The 19,462-nt window shown below is 60.9% G+C and carries 21 protein-coding genes; 18 read left to right on the plus strand and 3 right to left on the minus strand.

Going from position 1 to position 19,462, the window contains the following annotated elements; all coding sequences use genetic code 11:
- Window positions 1-205: 205 nt before the first annotated feature.
- Together JFT66_RS03040 and JFT66_RS03045 are read left to right on the plus strand one after the other, a co-directional pair.
- The gene (locus JFT66_RS03040) at window positions 206-997 is read left to right on the plus strand and encodes a CPBP family intramembrane glutamic endopeptidase (RefSeq protein ID WP_198858725.1); all 792 of its coding nucleotides are present in this window, start codon (window positions 206-208) and stop codon (window positions 995-997) included.
- Window positions 998-1,092: 95 nt separating this feature from the next.
- Window positions 1,093-2,658, plus strand: a complete 1,566-nt coding sequence (locus JFT66_RS03045) for a methyl-accepting chemotaxis protein (protein ID WP_034119258.1) — start codon at window positions 1,093-1,095, stop codon at window positions 2,656-2,658.
- Window positions 2,659-2,751: 93 nt separating this feature from the next.
- Here the strand turns inward: JFT66_RS03045 and JFT66_RS03050 are convergent, their stop codons facing one another.
- Window positions 2,752-3,444, minus strand: a complete 693-nt coding sequence (locus JFT66_RS03050) for an alpha/beta family hydrolase (RefSeq protein ID WP_198858726.1) — start codon at window positions 3,442-3,444, stop codon at window positions 2,752-2,754.
- 79 nt (window positions 3,445-3,523) lie between these two features.
- On the opposite strand from JFT66_RS03050, the gene ccoN (JFT66_RS03055) reads away from it, so the two are divergent.
- The 10 genes from ccoN (JFT66_RS03055) (at window position 3,524) to JFT66_RS03100 (ending at window position 11,124) form a co-directional block, all read left to right on the plus strand.
- A complete protein-coding gene (gene ccoN / locus JFT66_RS03055; RefSeq protein WP_034119260.1) occupies window positions 3,524-4,948 on the plus strand; it encodes a cytochrome-c oxidase, cbb3-type subunit I in 1,425 nt (474 codons plus the stop codon).
- Window positions 4,949-4,958: 10 nt separating this feature from the next.
- Window positions 4,959-5,567, plus strand: a complete 609-nt coding sequence (gene ccoO / locus JFT66_RS03060) for a cytochrome-c oxidase, cbb3-type subunit II (protein ID WP_003193159.1) — start codon at window positions 4,959-4,961, stop codon at window positions 5,565-5,567.
- A gap of 3 nt (window positions 5,568-5,570) precedes the next feature.
- Window positions 5,571-5,771: a cbb3-type cytochrome oxidase subunit 3 gene (locus JFT66_RS03065; RefSeq protein ID WP_003193161.1), complete on the plus strand. Its 201-nt coding sequence runs from the start codon at window positions 5,571-5,573 to the stop codon at window positions 5,769-5,771.
- A complete protein-coding gene (gene ccoP, locus JFT66_RS03070) occupies window positions 5,768-6,715 on the plus strand; it encodes a cytochrome-c oxidase, cbb3-type subunit III (RefSeq protein ID WP_034119261.1) in 948 nt (315 codons plus the stop codon). Before JFT66_RS03065 ends, ccoP (JFT66_RS03070) begins: the two co-directional genes overlap by 4 nt.
- Window positions 6,716-7,068: 353 nt before the next feature.
- Complete coding sequence (gene ccoN, locus JFT66_RS03075; protein ID WP_034119262.1) at window positions 7,069-8,511, plus strand: cytochrome-c oxidase, cbb3-type subunit I; 1,443 nt, start codon at window positions 7,069-7,071, stop codon at window positions 8,509-8,511.
- Window positions 8,511-9,119 carry a cytochrome-c oxidase, cbb3-type subunit II gene (ccoO, locus tag JFT66_RS03080; RefSeq protein ID WP_003193167.1) on the plus strand — a complete coding sequence of 203 codons (609 nt, stop codon included), beginning with the start codon at window positions 8,511-8,513 and terminating at the stop codon, window positions 9,117-9,119. The genes ccoN (JFT66_RS03075) and ccoO (JFT66_RS03080) overlap by 1 nt, the downstream gene beginning before the upstream one ends.
- 5 nt (window positions 9,120-9,124) lie before the next feature.
- On the plus strand, window positions 9,125-9,310 hold the full coding sequence (locus tag JFT66_RS03085; RefSeq protein WP_005790274.1) for a CcoQ/FixQ family Cbb3-type cytochrome c oxidase assembly chaperone: 186 nt from the start codon (window positions 9,125-9,127) through the stop codon (window positions 9,308-9,310).
- Window positions 9,307-10,284 (plus strand): cytochrome-c oxidase, cbb3-type subunit III, encoded by a 978-nt coding sequence (gene ccoP / locus JFT66_RS03090; RefSeq protein WP_005790276.1) that lies wholly within the window; start codon window positions 9,307-9,309, stop codon window positions 10,282-10,284. Before JFT66_RS03085 ends, ccoP (JFT66_RS03090) begins: the two co-directional genes overlap by 4 nt.
- Window positions 10,285-10,459: 175 nt before the next feature.
- Entirely contained in the window at window positions 10,460-10,714 is a 255-nt protein-coding gene (locus tag JFT66_RS03095; protein ID WP_034119266.1) for a type II toxin-antitoxin system Phd/YefM family antitoxin, read from the plus strand.
- Entirely contained in the window at window positions 10,714-11,124 is a 411-nt protein-coding gene (locus tag JFT66_RS03100) for a type II toxin-antitoxin system VapC family toxin (protein ID WP_034119267.1), read from the plus strand. The genes JFT66_RS03095 and JFT66_RS03100 overlap by 1 nt, the downstream gene beginning before the upstream one ends.
- Window positions 11,125-11,197: 73 nt before the next feature.
- Here JFT66_RS03100 and JFT66_RS03105 read toward each other — a convergent pair whose 3' ends face one another.
- On the minus strand, window positions 11,198-11,584 hold the full coding sequence (locus JFT66_RS03105; protein ID WP_153838155.1) for a hypothetical protein: 387 nt from the start codon (window positions 11,582-11,584) through the stop codon (window positions 11,198-11,200).
- 431 nt (window positions 11,585-12,015) lie between these two features.
- On the opposite strand from JFT66_RS03105, the gene ccoG reads away from it, so the two are divergent.
- The 6 genes from ccoG (at window position 12,016) to hemN (ending at window position 18,951) form a co-directional block, all read left to right on the plus strand.
- Window positions 12,016-13,431, plus strand: coding sequence for a cytochrome c oxidase accessory protein CcoG (ccoG, locus tag JFT66_RS03110; RefSeq protein ID WP_198858727.1), 1,416 nt, complete (start codon window positions 12,016-12,018; stop codon window positions 13,429-13,431).
- A 16-nt stretch (window positions 13,432-13,447) separates the two neighbouring features.
- Window positions 13,448-13,987, plus strand: coding sequence for a FixH family protein (locus JFT66_RS03115; protein WP_153838156.1), 540 nt, complete (start codon window positions 13,448-13,450; stop codon window positions 13,985-13,987).
- 114 nt (window positions 13,988-14,101) lie between these two features.
- On the plus strand, window positions 14,102-16,546 hold the full coding sequence (locus tag JFT66_RS03120) for a heavy metal translocating P-type ATPase (protein ID WP_198858728.1): 2,445 nt from the start codon (window positions 14,102-14,104) through the stop codon (window positions 16,544-16,546).
- A 22-nt stretch (window positions 16,547-16,568) separates the two neighbouring features.
- Window positions 16,569-16,781 (plus strand): cbb3-type cytochrome oxidase assembly protein CcoS, encoded by a 213-nt coding sequence (ccoS, locus tag JFT66_RS03125; RefSeq protein WP_034119272.1) that lies wholly within the window; start codon window positions 16,569-16,571, stop codon window positions 16,779-16,781.
- The gene (locus JFT66_RS03130; protein ID WP_198858729.1) at window positions 16,774-17,457 is read left to right on the plus strand and encodes a sulfite exporter TauE/SafE family protein; all 684 of its coding nucleotides are present in this window, start codon (window positions 16,774-16,776) and stop codon (window positions 17,455-17,457) included. The genes ccoS and JFT66_RS03130 overlap by 8 nt, the downstream gene beginning before the upstream one ends.
- Window positions 17,458-17,568: 111 nt before the next feature.
- The gene (hemN, locus tag JFT66_RS03135) at window positions 17,569-18,951 is read left to right on the plus strand and encodes an oxygen-independent coproporphyrinogen III oxidase (protein WP_198858730.1); all 1,383 of its coding nucleotides are present in this window, start codon (window positions 17,569-17,571) and stop codon (window positions 18,949-18,951) included.
- Window positions 18,952-18,956: 5 nt separating this feature from the next.
- On the opposite strand, the gene JFT66_RS03140 is transcribed toward hemN, so the two are convergent.
- Window positions 18,957-19,418, minus strand: a complete 462-nt coding sequence (locus JFT66_RS03140; RefSeq protein WP_153838159.1) for a hypothetical protein — start codon at window positions 19,416-19,418, stop codon at window positions 18,957-18,959.
- Window positions 19,419-19,462: the final 44 nt, after the last annotated feature.

Consider the following 19,462-nt stretch of genomic DNA (forward strand, 5'->3'; position numbering starts at 1 on the left):
CGTTGACCGCTGAATCGACTACCGCTATGCGCTGGGAAGCTGGCATGTGCTGATCTTTTTGAAGGGATAAGAACGCGTCGACTATAACCAGCCGCAAACACATTTTGCAATCCTTTCCCCCGCCGCCCTGTGCGTGGAGGACTTTTCATGCCGTCGAACCAGACCACTCGCTATAATGCCGCCCAGTTTTTTCTAAGGATTTCACATGATTGCTCTGCCCTGGCTGTACCTCACGCTGCTTTCCATCGGCTATGTCATGGCCTTGATCTACGGCCAACTGGGCATACTGGCGGCGGTCTCCGTGGCGCTGTTGCTGGTGGCCGGATACGCCGTACGCCAGCAGCGTAACCCTTGGGCACGCTACCTGGGCCACGGGTTGTTTATCGTCCTTGCCCTGGGCCTGGCGATGCACTGGTTGCCGGGTTTCTACAATGGCCGCGGCATCGCGCCCCAGCGCCTTACCCCTGACGCCGTGCCCTTTTCGATGTACCTGAACCAGGACAAACCGCTGATCGGCTTCTGGCTGCTGCTGGCCTGCCCGTGGATTGTGGCGCGGCGGTCATTGCGCCTGTCGATCTGCGTCACTGCCGTGGCGCTGGTCTTGACCGCCATCGCCGCCTTGGGTGGCGCAGCCCTGACGGGCATGATCAGCTGGGCACCGAAGTGGCCGGACCAGGCGTGGCTCTGGGTATTGAATAACCTGCTGCTGGTGACGCTGGTCGAGGAAGCGCTGTTCCGTGGCTATATCCAGGGTGGCCTGAGCCAGCGCTTCAAAAACCTGCCCTACGGCGAGAACCTCGCGCTGCTGCTGGCCTCGCTGTTATTCGGCCTGGTGCACCTGGGCGCGGGTTGGCAGTGGGTGCTGCTGGCGAGTATTGCCGGCGTCGGTTACGGCCTGGCGTATCGCTTTGGCGGGCTGGGCGCGGCGATTGCCACGCACTTTGGCTTGAACCTGCTTCACTTCGGACTGTTCACCTATCCGATGCTGGCCAGCTGACGCTTACCTCGGCCCACTGGATTGTTGCAAAAAACAAGTTAAATAAATGCTCGCCATTGCCGATAACCCCTGAAAGCCTTGTGGATTGAACAATCATGCGTAATAACCAACCCGTTACCCAGCGCGAACGTACCTTCCCCGCTCAGCAACGGTTGATCTCCACCACAGATGCCAAGGGTGTCATTACCTACTGCAACGACGCGTTTGTCGAAATCAGTGGGTTCACCCACGACGAACTGATCCGTGCCCCGCACAATCTGGTACGTCACCCGGACGTTCCGGCAGCGGTATTCGCGCATATGTGGTCAACGCTCAAACAAGGCTTGCCATGGATGGGCATTGTCAAGAATCGCTGCAAGACCGGTGACCACTACTGGGTGAACGCCTACGTAACACCGGTCTTCGACGGCAACCAGGTGATCGGCTACGAATCGGTGCGCATCAAGCCCACCGCCGAGCAGATCCGCCGGGCCGAAGCGCTCTATCAACGCATCAACCAGGGCAAGTCGGCCGTTCCTCAGCGGGACAAATGGCTGCCGGTGCTGCAGGACTGGCTGCCGTTTATCCTGGTCAGCCAGTTGAGCTTCATGATCGGCGCGTCGCTCAACTCCCACTGGGGCTTTGCCTTGGCGGCGGGTCTGTCGGTGCCGTTGGGCCTGCTGGGCCTGAGCTGGCAACAACGCGGCCTCAAGCGTTTGCTGCGCCTGGCCGAGCAGACCACCTCCGACCCGTTGATCGCGCAGATGTACACCGACAGCCGTGGCGCCCAGGCGCGACTGGAAATGTCGATCCTCAGCCAGGAAGCACGTCTTAAGACCTGTCTGACTCGGTTGCAGGACACTGCCGAGCACCTCAACGCCCAGGCGGCGCAGTCCAACACCCTGGCGCACAACAGCTCCAGCGGCCTGGAACGCCAGCGCGTGGAAACCGAACAGGTGGCCACAGCGGTCAACCAGATGGCGGCGACCACTCAGGAAGTGGCCAGCCATGTACAGCGCACCGCCGACGCCACCCAGGAAGCCAACCGCCTGACCGGCCGCGGCCGCGATATCGCCGGGGAAACCCGCGAGGCGATTCAACGGCTGTCGGTGGCCGTGGGCGAGACGGGCGTGACCGTCACCCAATTGGCCAAGGACAGCGATGAAATCGGCGGCGTGGTCGATGTGATCAAAGGCATCGCCGACCAGACCAACCTGTTGGCCCTCAACGCGGCCATCGAAGCGGCGCGTGCCGGGGAGATGGGTCGTGGTTTTGCGGTGGTGGCAGACGAGGTTCGCCAACTGGCGCAGCGTACGGCCGAGTCCACCGGGCAGATCCATGCCTTGATCGCCAAGCTGCAACACACGGCGGCTGCGGCCGTGCAAACCATGGACGCCGGGCATCGCCAGGCTGAAGAGGGTGTAGCGCGGGTAATGGAAGCGGACCAGGCGTTGGTGGGTATCAGTGAGGCGGTGGCGAATATCACCGATATGACTACCCAGATCGCCGCTGCCACCGAGGAGCAAAGCGCTGTTGCTGAAGAGATCAGCCGAAATATCAGCACCATTGCGCTGCTGGCGGATCAGACCTCGGAACAGGCGATGAACTCGGCGCAGTTGAGTGAGGAACTGACCCATACCGCGAATACCCAGTACTCGCTGGTAGAGCGCTTTAACCGGTAGACCGCAATCGGGGGCAAGCCCCCTCCCACATTTTGACCCTATTCCAAAGTTGGAACTCGGTCGAATGTGGGAGGGGCTTGCCCCCGATAGGCCCTAACAGGAGCCGAGAAACTCAGCCACTTGCACCGCCGCAGCCTCCAGATGCTGCTCATGGCTGAACCCCGAAGCCTTCAACGGCTTCAGATCATGATCCCCCGCCACCCGCCACATCACCTCGATGTTCGGCGACAACTCATAGCCTTGCACTGCCTGCCGATTACCCAGCGCATCACGCTCGCCCTGCACAATCAAGGTCGGCGTCTTCAACCCGGCCAGATGCTCCACCCGTGGTTTTTCCGGCTTGCCCACTGCATAGAACGGATAGCCCAGGCACACCAAGCCATCGGCACCCAACTCGTCGGCTACTAAACTCGCCATCCGCCCACCCATGGACTTGCCGCCAATCGCCAGTGTCCCAGCGACATGACGTCGCACCTGGGCATACACCTCACGCCAGCACTCCAGCAGTTTGGGCGCCGGATTCGGCGGGCGTTTGCCGCCGTCTACCCGGCGTTGGGCCATGTACGGGAACTCGAAGCGCAGCACGTTCACGCCATGCCCGGCAAGGCGTTCAGCCATGTCGCTCATGAACGCCGAGTCCATCGGTGCGCCGGCGCCGTGGGCCAGGATCAACGTGACCGGCTCGCCCGACGTCTTGCCCGTGGCGACATTCCACAGCCAGCCGCGTTCGCGCACACACTGCGCCCATTGATCCCCGTCAATACTGGCCTTGTGCTCTTTGCCCATGCTTGCCTCGCTTTTTAGTCTGCCTATAACTCCAGCCCAAGTGCCGCATTTGCTTGGGTTGAACCGTGGATGGGGAACCATGAACACTACTTTAAGTACCGCCTATAACTACAAGGTGGTCCGCCAATTCGCCATTATGACGGTGGTGTGGGGCATCGTCGGCATGGGGCTCGGGGTTTTTCTCGCTGCCCAATTGGTATGGCCTGCGCTCAACTTTGATTTGCCCTGGACCAGCTTCGGCCGCCTGCGCCCGTTGCACACTAACGCGGTGATCTTCGCCTTTGGTGGCTGCGCACTGTTTGCCAGCTCCTTCTACTCGGTGCAGCGTACCTGCCAGACGCAACTGTTCGCGCCGAAAGTCGCCGCGTTCTGCTTCTGGGGCTGGCAGCTTGTTATCCTGCTGGCTGCCATCAGCTTGCCGCTGGGCTACACCAGCTCCAAGGAATACGCCGAGCTGGAATGGCCGATCGACATCCTGATCACCATCGTCTGGGTCGCCTATGCCATTGTGTTCTTCGGCACGATCATGAAGCGCAACACCAAGCACATCTACGTTGGTAACTGGTTCTTCGGTGCGTTCATCATCACCGTGGCGATCCTGCATATCGTCAATAACCTGGAAATCCCGGTCAGCCTGACCAAGTCCTACTCGCTGTACGGTGGTGCGACGGATGCCATGGTGCAGTGGTGGTATGGGCATAACGCTGTGGGCTTTTTCCTCACTGCGGGCTTTCTCGGGATGATGTACTACTTCGTGCCCAAGCAGGCCGAGCGTCCGGTGTATTCCTATCGCTTGTCCATCGTGCACTTCTGGGCACTGATCACCCTGTATATCTGGGCCGGCCCGCACCACTTGCACTACACCGCCCTGCCAGACTGGGCGCAGTCCCTGGGCATGGTGATGTCGCTGGTGCTGCTGGCCCCGAGCTGGGGCGGCATGATCAACGGCATGATGACTCTATCGGGTGCCTGGCATAAGTTGCGCAGCGACCCGATCCTGCGCTTCCTGGTGGTGTCCCTGGCGTTCTACGGTATGTCGACCTTCGAAGGCCCGATGATGGCGATCAAGACCGTCAACGCCCTCTCCCACTACACCGACTGGACCATCGGCCACGTACACGCCGGGGCGCTGGGTTGGGTGGCGATGATTTCCATCGGCGCGCTGTACCACATGATCCCGAAAGTCTTCGGTCGCGAGCAGATGTACAGCCTCGGCCTGATCAACGCGCACTTCTGGCTGGCCACCATCGGCACCGTGCTCTACATCGCCTCGATGTGGGTCAACGGCATCGCCCAGGGCCTGATGTGGCGTGCGGTCAACGAAGACGGCACCTTGACCTACTCGTTCGTCGAAACCCTGGTGGCCAGCCACCCAGGCTTCATTGTGCGGTTGGTAGGCGGTGCCATCTTCCTCAGCGGCATGTTCCTGATGGCTTACAACACTTGGCGCACCGTGCGTTCGGCGCAACCTGCCGAAGTCACCGCTGCAGCGCAGATGGCCTGAGGAGTCGATGATGAAACACGAAACGATTGAAAAGAACGTCGGCCTGTTGATGCTGCTGATGGTGCTCGCCGTGAGCATCGGCGGCTTGACCCAGATCGTCCCGCTGTTCTTCCAGGACGTGACCAACAAGCCGGTGGAAGGCATGAAGCCCTACACCGCGCTGCAACTGGAAGGCCGCGACATCTACATCCGCGAGGGCTGCGTACAGTGCCACTCGCAGATGATCCGCCCTTTCCGCGCCGAGACCGAACGCTACGGCCACTACTCGGTGGCAGGCGAAAGCGTGTGGGACCACCCGTTCCTGTGGGGCTCCAAGCGCACCGGGCCGGACCTGGCCCGCGTCGGCGCGCGCTACTCGGACGACTGGCACCGCGCGCACTTGTACAACCCGCGCAACGTGGTACCGGAGTCGAAAATGCCGGCGTATCCGTGGCTGGTTACCGCCGCCGTGGACAGCAGCCACACCGAGACCAAGTTGAAAGTGATGCGCACCCTCGGCGTGCCCTACACCGACGACGACATCAATGGCGCCGTCGCCAGCCTCAAGGGCAAGACCGAGATGGACGCGCTGGTTTCCTACCTGCAAGTGCTCGGCACTGCCATCAAGAGCAAGAGGTGAGCCATGGGATTTGAATTCGATGCGGGCACCATCCGCGGCCTCGGCACGCTGGTGGTCGCCATCGCCTTTATCGGCCTGTCGCTGTGGGTCTTCAACAACCGCCGCAATGCGGAATTCGAGCAGGCCCGCCTGCTGCCGTTTGCCGATGAACCTTCCCCACCCGACGCTCAAGCAGAGCCAGCAACAAGGAGCACTCGGCCATGACTACCTTCTGGAGTACATGGATCTGCGTATTGACCCTCGGCAGCCTGATCGGCCTGACCTGGCTTTTGGTCGGCACCCGCAAGGGCGAAACCAAGGGCAGCGTCGACCAGACCATGGGCCACGCCTTCGACGGTATCGAGGAATACGACAACCCACTGCCCCAGTGGTGGTTCATGTTGTTCGCCGGCACCCTGGTGTTTGCCGTCGGCTACCTGATCCTCTACCCGGGCCTGGGCAACTGGAAAGGCGTGTTGCCGGGCTATGAAGACGGCTGGACCCAGACCAAGGAATGGGACAAGGAAATGGCCAGGGCCGACGCCAAGTTCGGGCCGATTTACGCCAAGTTCGCGGCGATGCCGGTAGAAGAAGTCGCCAAGGACCCTCAAGCGTTGAAGATGGGTGGTCGCCTGTTCGCCTCCAACTGCGCGGTGTGCCACGGCTCGGATGCCAAGGGCGCCTATGGCTTCCCGAACCTGGCGGACAGCAACTGGCGCTGGGGCGGTTCGGCCGAGGCAATCAAGGCCACCATCATGAGCGGTCGCCACGCGGCAATGCCAGCCTGGGGTGAAGTGCTGGGCGAGGACGGGGTGAAGAACGTCGCCGCCTATGTTCGCCACGACCTGGCCAAGCTGCCCTTGCCGGCGGACAACACCGCCGACCTGGCCGCCGGCCAGGCTGCATTCAGCACCACTTGCGTAGCCTGCCACGGCCCGCAAGGCCACGGCGTGGAAGCCATGGGTGCGCCGAACCTGACCGAGCCCGCCGGCTTTATCTACGGCACCAGCCTGGCGCAGTTGCAACAGACCATTCGCCATGGTCGCCAGGGCCAGATGCCGGCCCAGGAGATGTTGCAAGGCAACGACAAGGTGCACCTGCTGGCGGCGTACGTGTACAGCCTCTCCCATAACGCTGATGGTGCAATGCCAGAAAGCCAACCTCAGTAAGCGCTCTACCTGTGGCGCGGGAGCAAGCTCCCTCGCCACAGGCACAAGTCGCGACCAAGTGTCGCACCCTTGCGACACCCAACTTTCCCCTCCTCATATTCGGGTCTACGCTTGTTCCCACAGTGGAGCAATTCTGGCGTAGGCGGCGGTATCCGTTGCGCCCTCCAAAATTCCTGTCCACTTGATCAGCTTTCTATTTCGGATTTAATCCTTACGCCAAACATGGAAAGGGCGCAGAATCTGGCGTGGAACGCATTGATACAGGTCAGTCATTGCGTTGCAATGGCCCCTCGGTTTCTACATACTTGCGACCGATTTTACCTATAAAAAAACCTAAACCGTGGAACCTTAGAATGAGCACAGCAATCAGTCCGACTGCTTATAACTATAAGGTAGTCCGCCAGTTCGCCATCATGACGGTGGTCTGGGGGATCCTTGGCATGGGGCTCGGGGTGTTCATCGCCTCGCAACTGGTCTGGCCGCAATTGAATTTCGACCTGCCATGGACGACCTTCGGTCGTCTGCGCCCGCTGCATACCAACCTGGTGATCTTTGCCTTCGGCGGATGTGCGCTGTTTGCCACCTCCTACTATGTCGTGCAACGCACCTGCCAGACGCGATTGATCTCCGACGGCCTTGCAGCCTTTACCTTCTGGGGCTGGCAGGCGGTCATCGTCGGCGCCATCATCAGCCTGCCCCTGGGCTACACCACCACCAAGGAATATGCCGAGCTGGAATGGCCGATCGCCATTTTGCTCGCCATCGTCTGGGTGACCTACGCGGTGGTGTTCTTTGGCACCATCGTCAAGCGCAAGACCAAGCACATTTATGTGGGCAACTGGTTCTACGGCGCGTTCATCCTGGTGACGGCGATGCTGCACATCGTCAACCACGCCTCGCTGCCGGTCAGCCTGTTCAAGTCCTACTCGGCCTATTCCGGTGCGACGGATGCGATGATCCAATGGTGGTACGGCCACAACGCCGTAGGCTTCTTCCTCACCACCGGCTTCCTGGGGATGATGTACTACTTCGTGCCGAAACAGGCCGAGCGCCCGATCTACTCCTATCGCCTGTCCATCGTGCACTTTTGGGCGCTGATCACCCTGTATATCTGGGCCGGCCCGCACCACCTGCACTACACCGCCCTGCCGGACTGGGCCCAGTCCCTGGGCATGGCGATGTCGATCATCCTGCTGGCGCCCAGCTGGGGTGGCATGATCAACGGCATGATGACCCTCTCGGGCGCCTGGCATAAACTGCGCACCGACCCGATCCTGCGCTTTCTGGTTGTCTCCCTGGCCTTCTACGGCATGTCGACCTTCGAAGGGCCGATGATGGCGATCAAGACCGTCAACTCGCTGTCCCACTACACCGACTGGACCATCGGCCACGTACACGCCGGCGCTCTGGGCTGGGTGGCAATGATCTCCATCGGCGCGCTGTACCACATGATCCCCAAACTGTTCGGCCGCGTGCAGATGCACAGCGTCGGGCTGATCAACGCGCACTTCTGGCTGGCCACCATCGGCACCGTGCTCTACATCGCCTCCATGTGGGTCAACGGCATAACCCAGGGCCTGATGTGGCGTGCGATCAACGATGACGGCACCCTCACCTACTCCTTCGTCGAAGCGCTGCAAGCCAGCCACCCGGGCTTTATCGTCCGCGCCCTGGGCGGTGCGTTCTTTGCCAGCGGCATGCTGTTGATGGCCTACAACGTCTGGCGCACCGTGCGTGCCTCCGACCCTGTAGAAGCCGAAGCCGCCGCCAAGATCGCCGTTGTGGGAGCTCACTGATGAAGCATGAAGTAGTCGAGAAGAATATCGGCCTGCTGGCCTTCTTCATGGTCATCGCCGTGAGTATCGGCGGCCTGACCCAGATCGTTCCGTTGTTTTTCCAGGACGTGACCAACAAGCCGGTCGAAGGCATGAAGCCACGCACCGCCCTTGAACTGGAAGGCCGCGACGTCTATATCGCCAACGGTTGCGTGGGCTGCCATTCGCAGATGATCCGCCCATTCCGCGCCGAAACCGAACGCTACGGCCACTATTCGGTCGCCGGTGAAAGCGTGTGGGACCACCCGTTTCTGTGGGGCTCCAAGCGCACCGGCCCGGACCTGGCCCGTGTTGGCGGGCGTTACTCCGATGACTGGCAGCGTGCGCACTTGTACAACCCGCGCAACGTGGTGCCTGAGTCGAAAATGCCGGCGTACCCGTTCCTCGTGGAAAACAAGCTCGACGGCAAGGACACCGCGAAGAAGATGGAAGTCCTGCGCACACTGGGCGTGCCCTACACCGACGAAGACATCGCCGGTGCGGCCGCCGCCGTGAAAGGCAAGACCGAAATGGACGCATTGGTGGCCTACCTGCAAGGCCTTGGCACCATCATCAAAAGCAAACGGTGACCTACATGGATATCGGGATGATTCGTGGCCTGGGCACCGTTGTGGTGATGGTGGCCTTTGTCGGCCTGGCGTTGTGGGTATTCAGCCCGCGGCGCAAGTCGGAGTTTGACGACGCGACCATGCTGCCCTTTGCGGATGACCCCGAAGCCATCAAGCACGTCGAGCAAGCTTCTAGGAGTAACAAAGAATGACTACGTTCTGGAGTCTGTACGTCACAGTCCTCAGTCTGGGTACCATCTTCGCCCTGACCTGGCTGCTGCTGTCGACCCGCAAGGGCCAGCGCACCGAACAGACGGACGAGACCGTCGGCCACTCGTTCGATGGCATCGAGGAGTACGACAACCCACTGCCCAAATGGTGGTTCATGCTGTTTGTCGGCACCATCGTCTTTGCTCTTGGCTACCTGGTGCTGTACCCCGGCCTGGGCAACTGGAAGGGCTTGCTGCCGGGTTACAACTACCTCGACAACGACAAGCAAACCGCTTTCGCCAACGGCCAGACCGGCTGGACGGGTGTGCACGAGTGGGAAAAGGAAATGGCCAGGTCGGAGGCCAAGTTCGGGCCGATCTTCGCCAAGTTCGCCTCCATGCCGATTGAAGAAGTCGCCAAGGACCCACAAGCCTTGAAAATGGGCGGCCGCCTGTTTGCCTCCAACTGCTCGGTGTGCCACGGCTCCGACGCCAAGGGCGCCTACGGCTTCCCCAACCTGACCGACGCCGACTGGCGCTGGGGCGGTGAACCGGAAACCATCAAGCAAACCATCATGCAAGGCCGCCACGCGGTGATGCCAGGCTGGGCCGAAGTCATCGGCGAGCAAGGTGTGGCCGATGTTGCGGGCTTTGTGGTGACCAACCTCGACGGCCGCAAGCTTCCGGAAGGCGCCAAGGCCGACGTAGCCAACGGTGAGAAACTTTTCGCCGCCAACTGCGTGGCCTGCCACGGCCCGGCTGGCAAGGGCACGCCAGCCATGGGCGCGCCGGATCTGACCCACCCAGGCGCGTTCATCTACGGTTCGAGCTTTGCGCAACTGCAGCAGACCATTCGCTATGGTCGCCAGGGCCAGATGCCTGCGCAGGAACTGTTGCAGGGTAATGACAAGGTGCATTTGCTGGCGGCGTATGTGTACAGCTTGTCCCATGGGGATAAGAAGGCCGAGGAACAGTAAGAAGGCCTGAAAAACAACAAAGCCCCGCGCAGCGAAAGCTGGCGGGGCTTTGTTGTTTCTGGCTCCGGGAGTCTTTCCAGGCAGCAACGCACTACCGCTTGTAGACCCAGGCTTGCAGGGCCCCACCGCAGAGTAGTAACGTAACTACATTCTATCCACAGAAGGGGGCAGCCCCATGACCATCACGACCATTTCCAGCCGCGAATTCAACCAAGACACAAGCGGTGCCAAAAAAGCCGCGCGCCATGGCCCGGTTTTTATCACTGACCGCGGCAAGCCTGCCCATGTACTGCTAAGCATTGAGGACTACCAAAAACTGACAGGCCTCAATGCCGACATCGTTGACCTGTTGGTGATGCCGGAGGCGGCCGATATCGACTTCGAAACCGAACGTGCCGTGATCACTCATCGACCCGTGGACCTTTCTTGATGTATCTACTCGACACCAACGTTATTTCCGAACTTCGTAAACCTCAGGCTGACGCAAACGTGGTGGCCTGGGCAAAAAGCGTTATTGCCCCGCGCATGTTTATCTCGGCCATTACGTTGAAAGAGTTGGAAACCGGAGTCTTGCGCATAGAGCGGCGAGACCCGGCGCAAGGGAAGGTTTTGCGGACCTGGTTAAAACGCCATGTGATGCCGGCTTTCGATGCCCGGATCCTGCCGGTTGACGCTGCGGTGGCACTGCGTTGTGCGCATTTGCATGTTCCGGATCGAGCCAATGAAAGTGATGCCCTGATTGCCGCGACCGCTCTGGTTCACGGACTTACCGTGGTTACTCGCAACATCAGCGACTTTCAATCGAGCGGTGTCCCACTGATAAACCCCTGGGGAGAATGACGCTTGCGCATCGCACGCCAGAAAGCCCCACCGATTAACATCGATGGAGCGTTTTATGAGTAAGGTCAGCGAGTTAGAGACGTGGTTGACCGTACACGGGCGGCCTAGGCCGGTTCTGTTCGCGTTTATAAAGCTCGAGCGGCCGAGAGTTGATTACCACCTCTAGGAACCGATCAAATGAATAGTTATCCGTACCGCTACCGGCAAATTGCAGCAAGTCTTTACTGTCCAGCAACGCATATGCCACACGCCCGATCATTTCGTCAGGGCCTTCAGCGGCCATCTTGAGCGAGTCCTGGGTGATATACCCTTTTTTGTCAGCGTCTTCCAACCTGGGAAAGTAGTGCACGGCCATCTGCGCAACTTTGGCAGGGTCGAGCCTCGGCATTAACGCTCCTGTCGGCTTTTGCTCGTACAGCTCAGCAGCGGGCTGCTGGGGAGAAAACGTTCCAACTTCCATATCTATGCACTCCTCTCGTAGTTTCACCGGTCAAGTTTGAGCGGTGTCCCCTTGAGTACCGATTAACAAACAGCCGTTCCCGAAATACATACAGCGTCATACACATGTTTATTTACACAGATATGCGAATATTAATAACTGACTGAACAATCATGTAGTGCTGTAAAAAACCGTCACACCTTGATTACTTCACGCCGCGCCCACCCTTTGAAGCAAACGAATGACCTCGGTTTTCGCAAAAATCGTCCATACTCGACAAGTCAATTGATCCAGGTCACGTACACCATCAATTGATTTCCCCCAACGCGACCAAAGGTCGCACCCTTTGAATACCCACGGGGGCGTATCATTAGGCCACTGCAACACCCTTAATTTGACCCCGGTTGGCACGTACTGGCCGAGGCAAATCTCCACCGCCGTGGGATGCAATGATGAGCAACCAGATACCGGTACATGACGTTACCCCGCCTGCCAAAAACCCGAATAACAGCGTGGACCTCTACGCGTCGCGAGAGAAAATCTACACTCGCGCCTTCACCGGCCTGTTCCGCAACCTGCGCATGCTCGGTGGTGCCGGGTTGTTCCTGCTCTACTTCGGCACCGTGTGGCTGAATTGGGGCGGTCACCAGGCGGTGTGGTGGAACCTGCCGGAACGCAAGTTCTTCATTTTTGGCGCGACCTTCTGGCCTCAGGACTTCATTCTGCTCTCGGGCATTCTTATCGTTGCGGCGTTTGGCCTGTTCTTTATCACCGTGTATGCCGGGCGTGTGTGGTGCGGCTATACCTGCCCGCAAAGCGTGTGGACATGGATCTTCATGTGGTGCGAAAAGGTTTCCGAAGGCGACCGTAACCAGCGCATCAAGCTGGACAAGGCGCCCATGGGTGCCAACAAGTTCCTGCGCAAATTCAGCAAGCACACCCTGTGGTTGCTGATCGGCTTCGCCACCGGCATGACCTTCGTCGGCTACTTCTCGCCGATCCGCGAACTGGTGTTCGATTTCTTCACCGGCCAGGCCGATGGCTGGTCGTATTTCTGGGTCGGCTTCTTCACCCTCGCCACCTACGGTAACGCTGGCTGGCTGCGCGAACAGGTGTGCATCTACATGTGCCCGTATGCACGCTTCCAGAGTGTGATGTTCGATAAGGACACCCTGATCGTTTCCTACGACCCGCGCCGCGGCGAAGTGCGTGGCCCGCGTAAAAAGGGCATCGACTACAAGGCCCAGGGCCTGGGCGACTGCATCGACTGCACAATGTGCGTGCAGGTATGCCCTACCGGTATCGATATCCGCGACGGCCTGCAAATCGAGTGCATCGGCTGCGCCGCCTGTATTGATGCCTGCGACACCATCATGGACAAGATGGAGTACCCACGCGGCCTGATCAGCTACACCACCGAGCACAACCTGTCCGGGCAGAAGACTCACAAGTTGCGCCCACGGCTGATCGGCTATGCGCTGGTGCTGCTGGCGATGATCAGCCTGCTGGTCGGGGCGTTTTTCATGCGCTCGCTGGTAGGTTTCGATGTCAGCAAGGACCGCGTGCTCTACCGCGAAAACGCTGAAGGGCGCATCGAGAACGTCTACAGCCTGAAGATCATGAACAAAGACCAGCGTGACCACACCTACGTGCTCGACGCCGCTGGGCTACCGGATCTCAAGCTGCAAGGCCGGCGCGAGATCAAGGTAGCCGCTGGCGACATTGTCAGCATGCCTGTGGAGTTGTCGAGTGCGCCGGAACAGTTGCCGTCGAGCACCAATGAGGTGACGTTCATCCTCAAGGATGCCGATGACACCAGCGTTCATATTGAAGCCAAGAGCCGATTCATCGGCCCACAAGTCCGTTAATCAGGGAATAGAACAAATGTCCTCAGCCACTGCCGCAAGCCCTTGGTACAAGCACCTCTGGCCCTGGATCATCATCGCTATCCTGGCCTGTTCGGTGACACTGACCTTGTCCATGGTGACCATCGCGGTGAACAACCCGGACAACCTGGTCAACGACAACTACTACGAGGCCGGCAAAGGCATCAACCGCTCTCTGGACCGCGAACGCCTGGCCCAGACTCTGCAATTGCGCGCCAAGTTGCACCTGGATGAACTGACCGGCGAAGTCGAGCTGCTCCTGACCGGCAACAGCGGCCCGGGGACCCTGGAACTGAACCTGATTTCTCCGACCCAGCCGGAGAAGGATCGCAAGATCGTCCTGGCCCGCAGTGACAGTGAGCCCGGCCGTTATATCGGCCAGGTCACCGACAAGGTTGAAGGCCGGCGTTTCGTGGAATTGCTCGGTGTAGAAGGCGACCGGACCTGGAGAATGTTCGAGGAGGAAGAGGTCAGTCACGCCAAAGACTTGCTGTTGGGTGACGAACCGTTGCAGGGTGCTGAAGACCTGAAGAAGTAAAAGATTACGCTTCGCGCATCGCGGGCAAGCCCTCTCCCACATGGACACCGCGATCCCTGTGGAATTCGGGCTTGACCGCGATGAGGCCCTCCCAGCCACCAAAGACCCCGAACCATGACCACCCCCTGCTACCACTGCGCCCTGCCCGTCCCTTCCGGCAGCCGGTTTACCGCCCAGATCCTCGGCGAACGCCGCGAACTGTGCTGCCCGGGCTGCCAGGCGGTGGCCGAGGCCATCGTGGCTGGCGGGCTGGAAAGCTATTACCAGCACCGCAGCGAAGCCTCAGCCAACCCCGAGGCGTTGCCGGTGCAACTGGTGGACGAGCTGGCGCTGTACGACCGCGCCGATGTGCAAAAACCCTTTGTGCGCCATCAAGGCGACCTTGCCGAAACCACCCTGTTGATGGAAGGCATCAGCTGCGCTGCCTGCGGCTGGCTGATTGAGAAACACCTGCGCAGCTTGCCCGCCGTAGCCGAGGCGCGGCTGAATCTGTCCAATCATCGCCTGCACGTGCGCTGGGCCGATGGGCAACTGCCGCTGAGCCAACTGCTCAGCGAGCTGCGCCATATCGGCTACGCCGCCCACCCTTACCAGGCCGACCGCGCCGCCGAGCAATTGGCCAGCGAGAACCGCCTGGCCCTGCGTCAATTGGGGGTCGCCGGGTTGTTGTGGTTCCAGGCGATGATGGCAACCATGGCCACCTGGCCGGAATTCAATATCGATCTGAGCCCGGAGTTGCATGTGATCCTGCGTTGGGTCGCGATGTTTCTCACCACGCCCATCGTGTTCTACAGTTGCGCACCGTTCTTCAAAGGCGCCCTGCGTGACTTGCGCACGCGCCACCTGACCATGGACGTATCGGTGTCCCTGGCAATTGGCGGGGCCTACCTGGCGGGCATCTGGACCGCGATCACCGGTGTGGGCGAATTGTATTTCGATGCGGTGGGCATGTTTGCACTGTTCCTGCTGGCCGGGCGTTACCTTGAGCGCCGCGCCCGGGAACGCACCGCAGCGGCCACCGCCCAACTGGTCAACCTGTTGCCCGCCTCGTGCCTGCGCCTGAAAGGCGATGGTCAGAGCGAACGCATCCTGCTCAGTGAATTGGCGCTGGGTGATCGCGTGCTGGTACACCCCGGCGCCGTGCTGCCAGCGGATGGGGTGATTCTCGACGGTCAATCCAGCATCGATGAATCCCTGCTGACTGGCGAGTACCTGCCGCAACCCCGGCAGATCGGCGACAGTGTCACGGCCGGCACGCTGAATGTCGAAGGCGCGCTGAGCGTCGAGGTGCGTGCCCTGGGCCATGACACAAGGCTGTCCGCCATCGTGCGCCTGCTGGAGCGCGCCCAGGCCGAGAAGCCGCGCCTGGCGCAAATCGCCGACCGCGCTGCGCAGTGGTTCTTGCTGTGCTCGCTGATCGCCGCCGCGCTGATCGGCCTGCTGTGGTGGGAGCTGGACCCGTCTCGGGCGTTCTGGATTGTGTTGGCGATGCTGGTGGCGACCTGCCCGTGCGCGCTGTCACTGGCCACGCCGACCGCCCTCACCGCCGCCACCGGCACCTTGCACACCCTCGGGTTGCTGCTGACCCGCGGCCATGTGCTCGAGGGCCTGAACCAGATTGATACGGTGATTTTCGACAAGACCGGCACGCTGACGGAAGGCCGCCTGGCGTTACGTGCGATCCGCCCCTTGAGCACGCTGAACCGCGACGAATGCCTGGGCCTCGCCGCCGCCCTGGAAAACCGCTCCGAACATCCGATTGCCCGCGCCTTCGGCCGTGCGCCACTGGCGGCCGAGGAAGTTCTCAGCTTCCCCGGCCTGGGCCTGGAAGGCCGCGTAGGTGAGCGGCAATTGCGCATTGGCCAGCCCGGGTTTGTCTGCGAGCTGAGCGGTTGCTCGATCCCCGAATCGCCGGATGAGCCGGGGCAATGGCTGCTGCTGGGCGACCCTGGCGGCGCCCTCGCCTGGTTCGTGCTGGACGACCGCCTGCGCAGCGACGCGCCGGCCCTGCTGGCCGCATGCAAGGCGCGTGGCTGGCGCACGTTGCTGCTGTCGGGTGACAGTTCGCCGATGGTCGCCAGTGTCGCCTTTGAACTGGGTATCGACGAAGCCCACGGTGGCCTGCGCCCTGACGACAAGCTGCAAGTGCTGCAACAGTTGCGCAAGGAAGGACGCAAGGTGCTGATGCTCGGCGATGGCGTCAACGATGTGCCCGTGCTCGCCGCAGCCGATATCAGTGTGGCGATGGGCTCGGCCACCGACCTGGCAAAAACCAGCGCCGATGCGGTGCTGTTGTCCAATCGCCTCGACGCGCTGGTGCAAGCCTTCAGCCTGGCGCGACGCACCCGTCGGGTGATCATTGAAAACCTGCTGTGGGCCGGGCTGTACAATGGCCTTATGCTGCCCTTTGCCGCCCTGGGTTGGATCACTCCAATCTGGGCGGCGATCGGCATGTCCCTCAGCTCATTGACCGTGGTGCTCAACGCGTTGCGCCTGACTCGCCTGCCGAGCGCGCAAGCCACAGGCGCCCCCTTAGTAACTCGCCCGCTGCCGGCTTGAGCCGCGCGGGCATGGAGTGCAGATGCCAGCTCTATACGTGATGATTCCGGCGGCATTGCTGTTAGTAGGTGTCGCCATCTACATCTTCTTCTGGGCAGTGGACAGCGGCCAGTACGAGGATCTCGATGGCCCGGCCCACAGCGTGCTGTTCGACGACCAGGACCCGAATCACCTGGCCGCCATCGACGAAGCCAATGGCCCCGAGCAACCACCCAAAGCCCCACCCCATGCTTGAGCTGGCGCCACTGCTGGTATCGGCGCTGATCCTCGGCCTGCTCGGCGGCGGCCATTGCCTGGGCATGTGCGGCGGGCTGATGGGTGCGCTGACCCTGGCGATCCCCAAGGAACAACGCAGCCGGCGCTTTCGGCTGTTGCTGGCGTACAACCTGGGGCGCATCCTCAGTTATGCCACGGCCGGGTTGCTGATTGGCCTGGCCGGCTGGGCGGTAGCCAATAGCCCCGCGGCGATGTTCATGCGCGTGCTCGCCGGCCTGCTGCTGATCTGCATGGGCTTGTACCTGGCCGGCTGGTGGAGCGGCCTCACCCGTATCGAAAGCCTCGGGCGCGGCCTGTGGCGGCATATCCAGCCGGTGGCCAACCGTTTGCTGCCGGTGTCCAGCCTGCCCCGCGCCTTGCTGCTGGGCGCGCTGTGGGGCTGGTTGCCCTGTGGGTTGGTCTACAGCAGCCTCTTGTGGGCGGCAAGCCAGGGCAACGCGCTGGATAGCGCACTGCTGATGCTGGCGTTCGGCCTGGGCACCTGGCCGGTTTTGCTGGCGACCGGGCTGGCGGCCGAACGCGTGACTGCGCTCTTGCGCAAGCGCAGCGTGCGCATGGCCGGTGGCGTGCTGGTGATTATCTTCGGAATATGGACGTTGCCAGGCCCGCATCAGCACTGGCTGATGGGTCACTAGTGCCCTACCTTGCCATGTGGCATAGCGCCGCTCCCCGTTGATGCAAATCAAGATGCCTGCCCTGCCCTGCCCCTAGACTCGGCCCACTAGCCAATCCGGGGGACCGCCCGCATGCTCGACGCCATTCGTTGGGACACAGATCTGATTCACCGCTACGACTTGGCGGGGCCGCGCTACACGTCCTACCCCACTGCCGTGCAATTCGACAGCCAGGTCGGCACCTTCGACCTGTTCCACGCCCTGCGTGACAGCCGCAAGGCCGTACGGCCGTTATCGCTGTATGTGCATGTGCCGTTCTGCGCCAACATTTGCTACTACTGCGCCTGCAACAAGGTCATCACCAAGGACCGCGGTCGCGCCCAGGCTTACCTGCAACGCCTGGAGCAGGAAATCCAGCTGGTGGCTTGCCATCTCGACCCCAAACAGCCCGTAGAACAGCTGCATTTCGGTGGCGGCACGCCCACCTTTCTCAGCCACGATGAACTGCGCCAGGTGATGACACGCCTGCGCCAACATTTCAACTTGCTGGATGACGACTCGGGCGACTACGGCATCGAAATCGACCCGCGCGAAGCCGACTGGGCCACCATGGGCCTGCTGCGCGAATTGGGCTTCAACCGCGTGAGCATCGGCGTGCAAGACCTCGACCCCGAGGTGCAACGAGCGGTCAATCGCCTGCAAAGCCTGGAAGAAACCCGCGCCGTGATCGATGCGGCGCGCACCCTGCAATTTCGTTCGATCAATATCGACCTGATCTACGGCTTGCCCAAACAGTCACCGCTGGCCTTTGCGCGCACCGTGGAAGAAGTCATCCGCTTGCAGCCGGACCGCCTGTCCGTATTCAACTACGCACACTTGCCTGAACGCTTCATGCCCCAGCGACGAATCAACACCGACGACCTGCCCTCGCCAGCAGAAAAACTGCTGATGCTGCAAACCACCATCGAACAACTGACCCAGGCCGGCTACCGCTATATCGGCATGGACCACTTTGCCCTGCCGGACGACGAACTGGCCGTCGCCCAGGAAGAAGGCAAGCTGCAACGCAACTTCCAGGGCTATACCACCCACGGGCACTGCGACTTGATTGGGCTGGGGGTGTCGGCGATCAGCCAGATCGGCGACCTGTATTGCCAGAACAACAGCGACCTCAACCAGTATCAGAACGCCTTGGCGGGCGCACAGTTGGCGACCAGCCGCGGTTTGGTCTGCACCACGGACGACCGTTTGCGACGGGAAGTGATCCAGCAGTTGATCTGCAATTTCAGCCTGGAATTCGAGGAGATCGAACAGGTTTATAACATCGATTTTCGCGGCTACTTCGCCGAACTATGGCCGCAGTTGGAGACGATGGCCGCGGACGGCTTGATCGAGCTGGACGCCCAGGGCATTCGTGTACTGCCGGCTGGGCGCTTGCTGGTGCGCTCGGTGTGCATGGTGTTCGACGCCTATCTGGAGCATCAGAACAGGCAGCGATTTTCGCGAGTAATCTAAGGCAGTTACTTCATTGCCAGACTAGCGGCCTTGGCTGCATCACCGGCACTCATGTCTTTCATCGCCTTGCTGAGGGACGCCTGAGCGCCGGTCAAGCTGGCTTGCAGCGCACTCAGAGCCGATTGCAGACCAGAAAGTCGGGCGCGAGCCTGTTCTGGGCTGAGGGTCTTGTCGGCCATTACTGCCGCCATCTCAGCCTGCTTCTCGGCAATCTGCTTCTTGATCTGACGAATCATCTTCAGCAAATTCTTGATGTTGTCCGACAGGCCACTGTCGTCGATGTCACTGTTTGAAGTTTTCTCATCTGCCGCAGCCTTCATTGCAGCACCGGAAATGGTCACTGAAGCTGCAGGCTTGACTTCATCAGCCGTTGGAACCTCAGCAGCACCGGACTCGGCAGCCTTTTTGGTTTCGGGCAGTGCCTGGACTTGAGTACGAGCGGCGAGTTGAGTCGTGAGAGAGATCATTTTTAGCTACCGAGTTTGTGTTCGATAATGGTGCATCGGCGGCT

It is taken from the genome of Pseudomonas sp. MF6755, assembly GCF_016405635.1.
GTDB classification, from domain to species: Bacteria; Pseudomonadota; Gammaproteobacteria; order Pseudomonadales; family Pseudomonadaceae; genus Aquipseudomonas; species Aquipseudomonas haemolytica.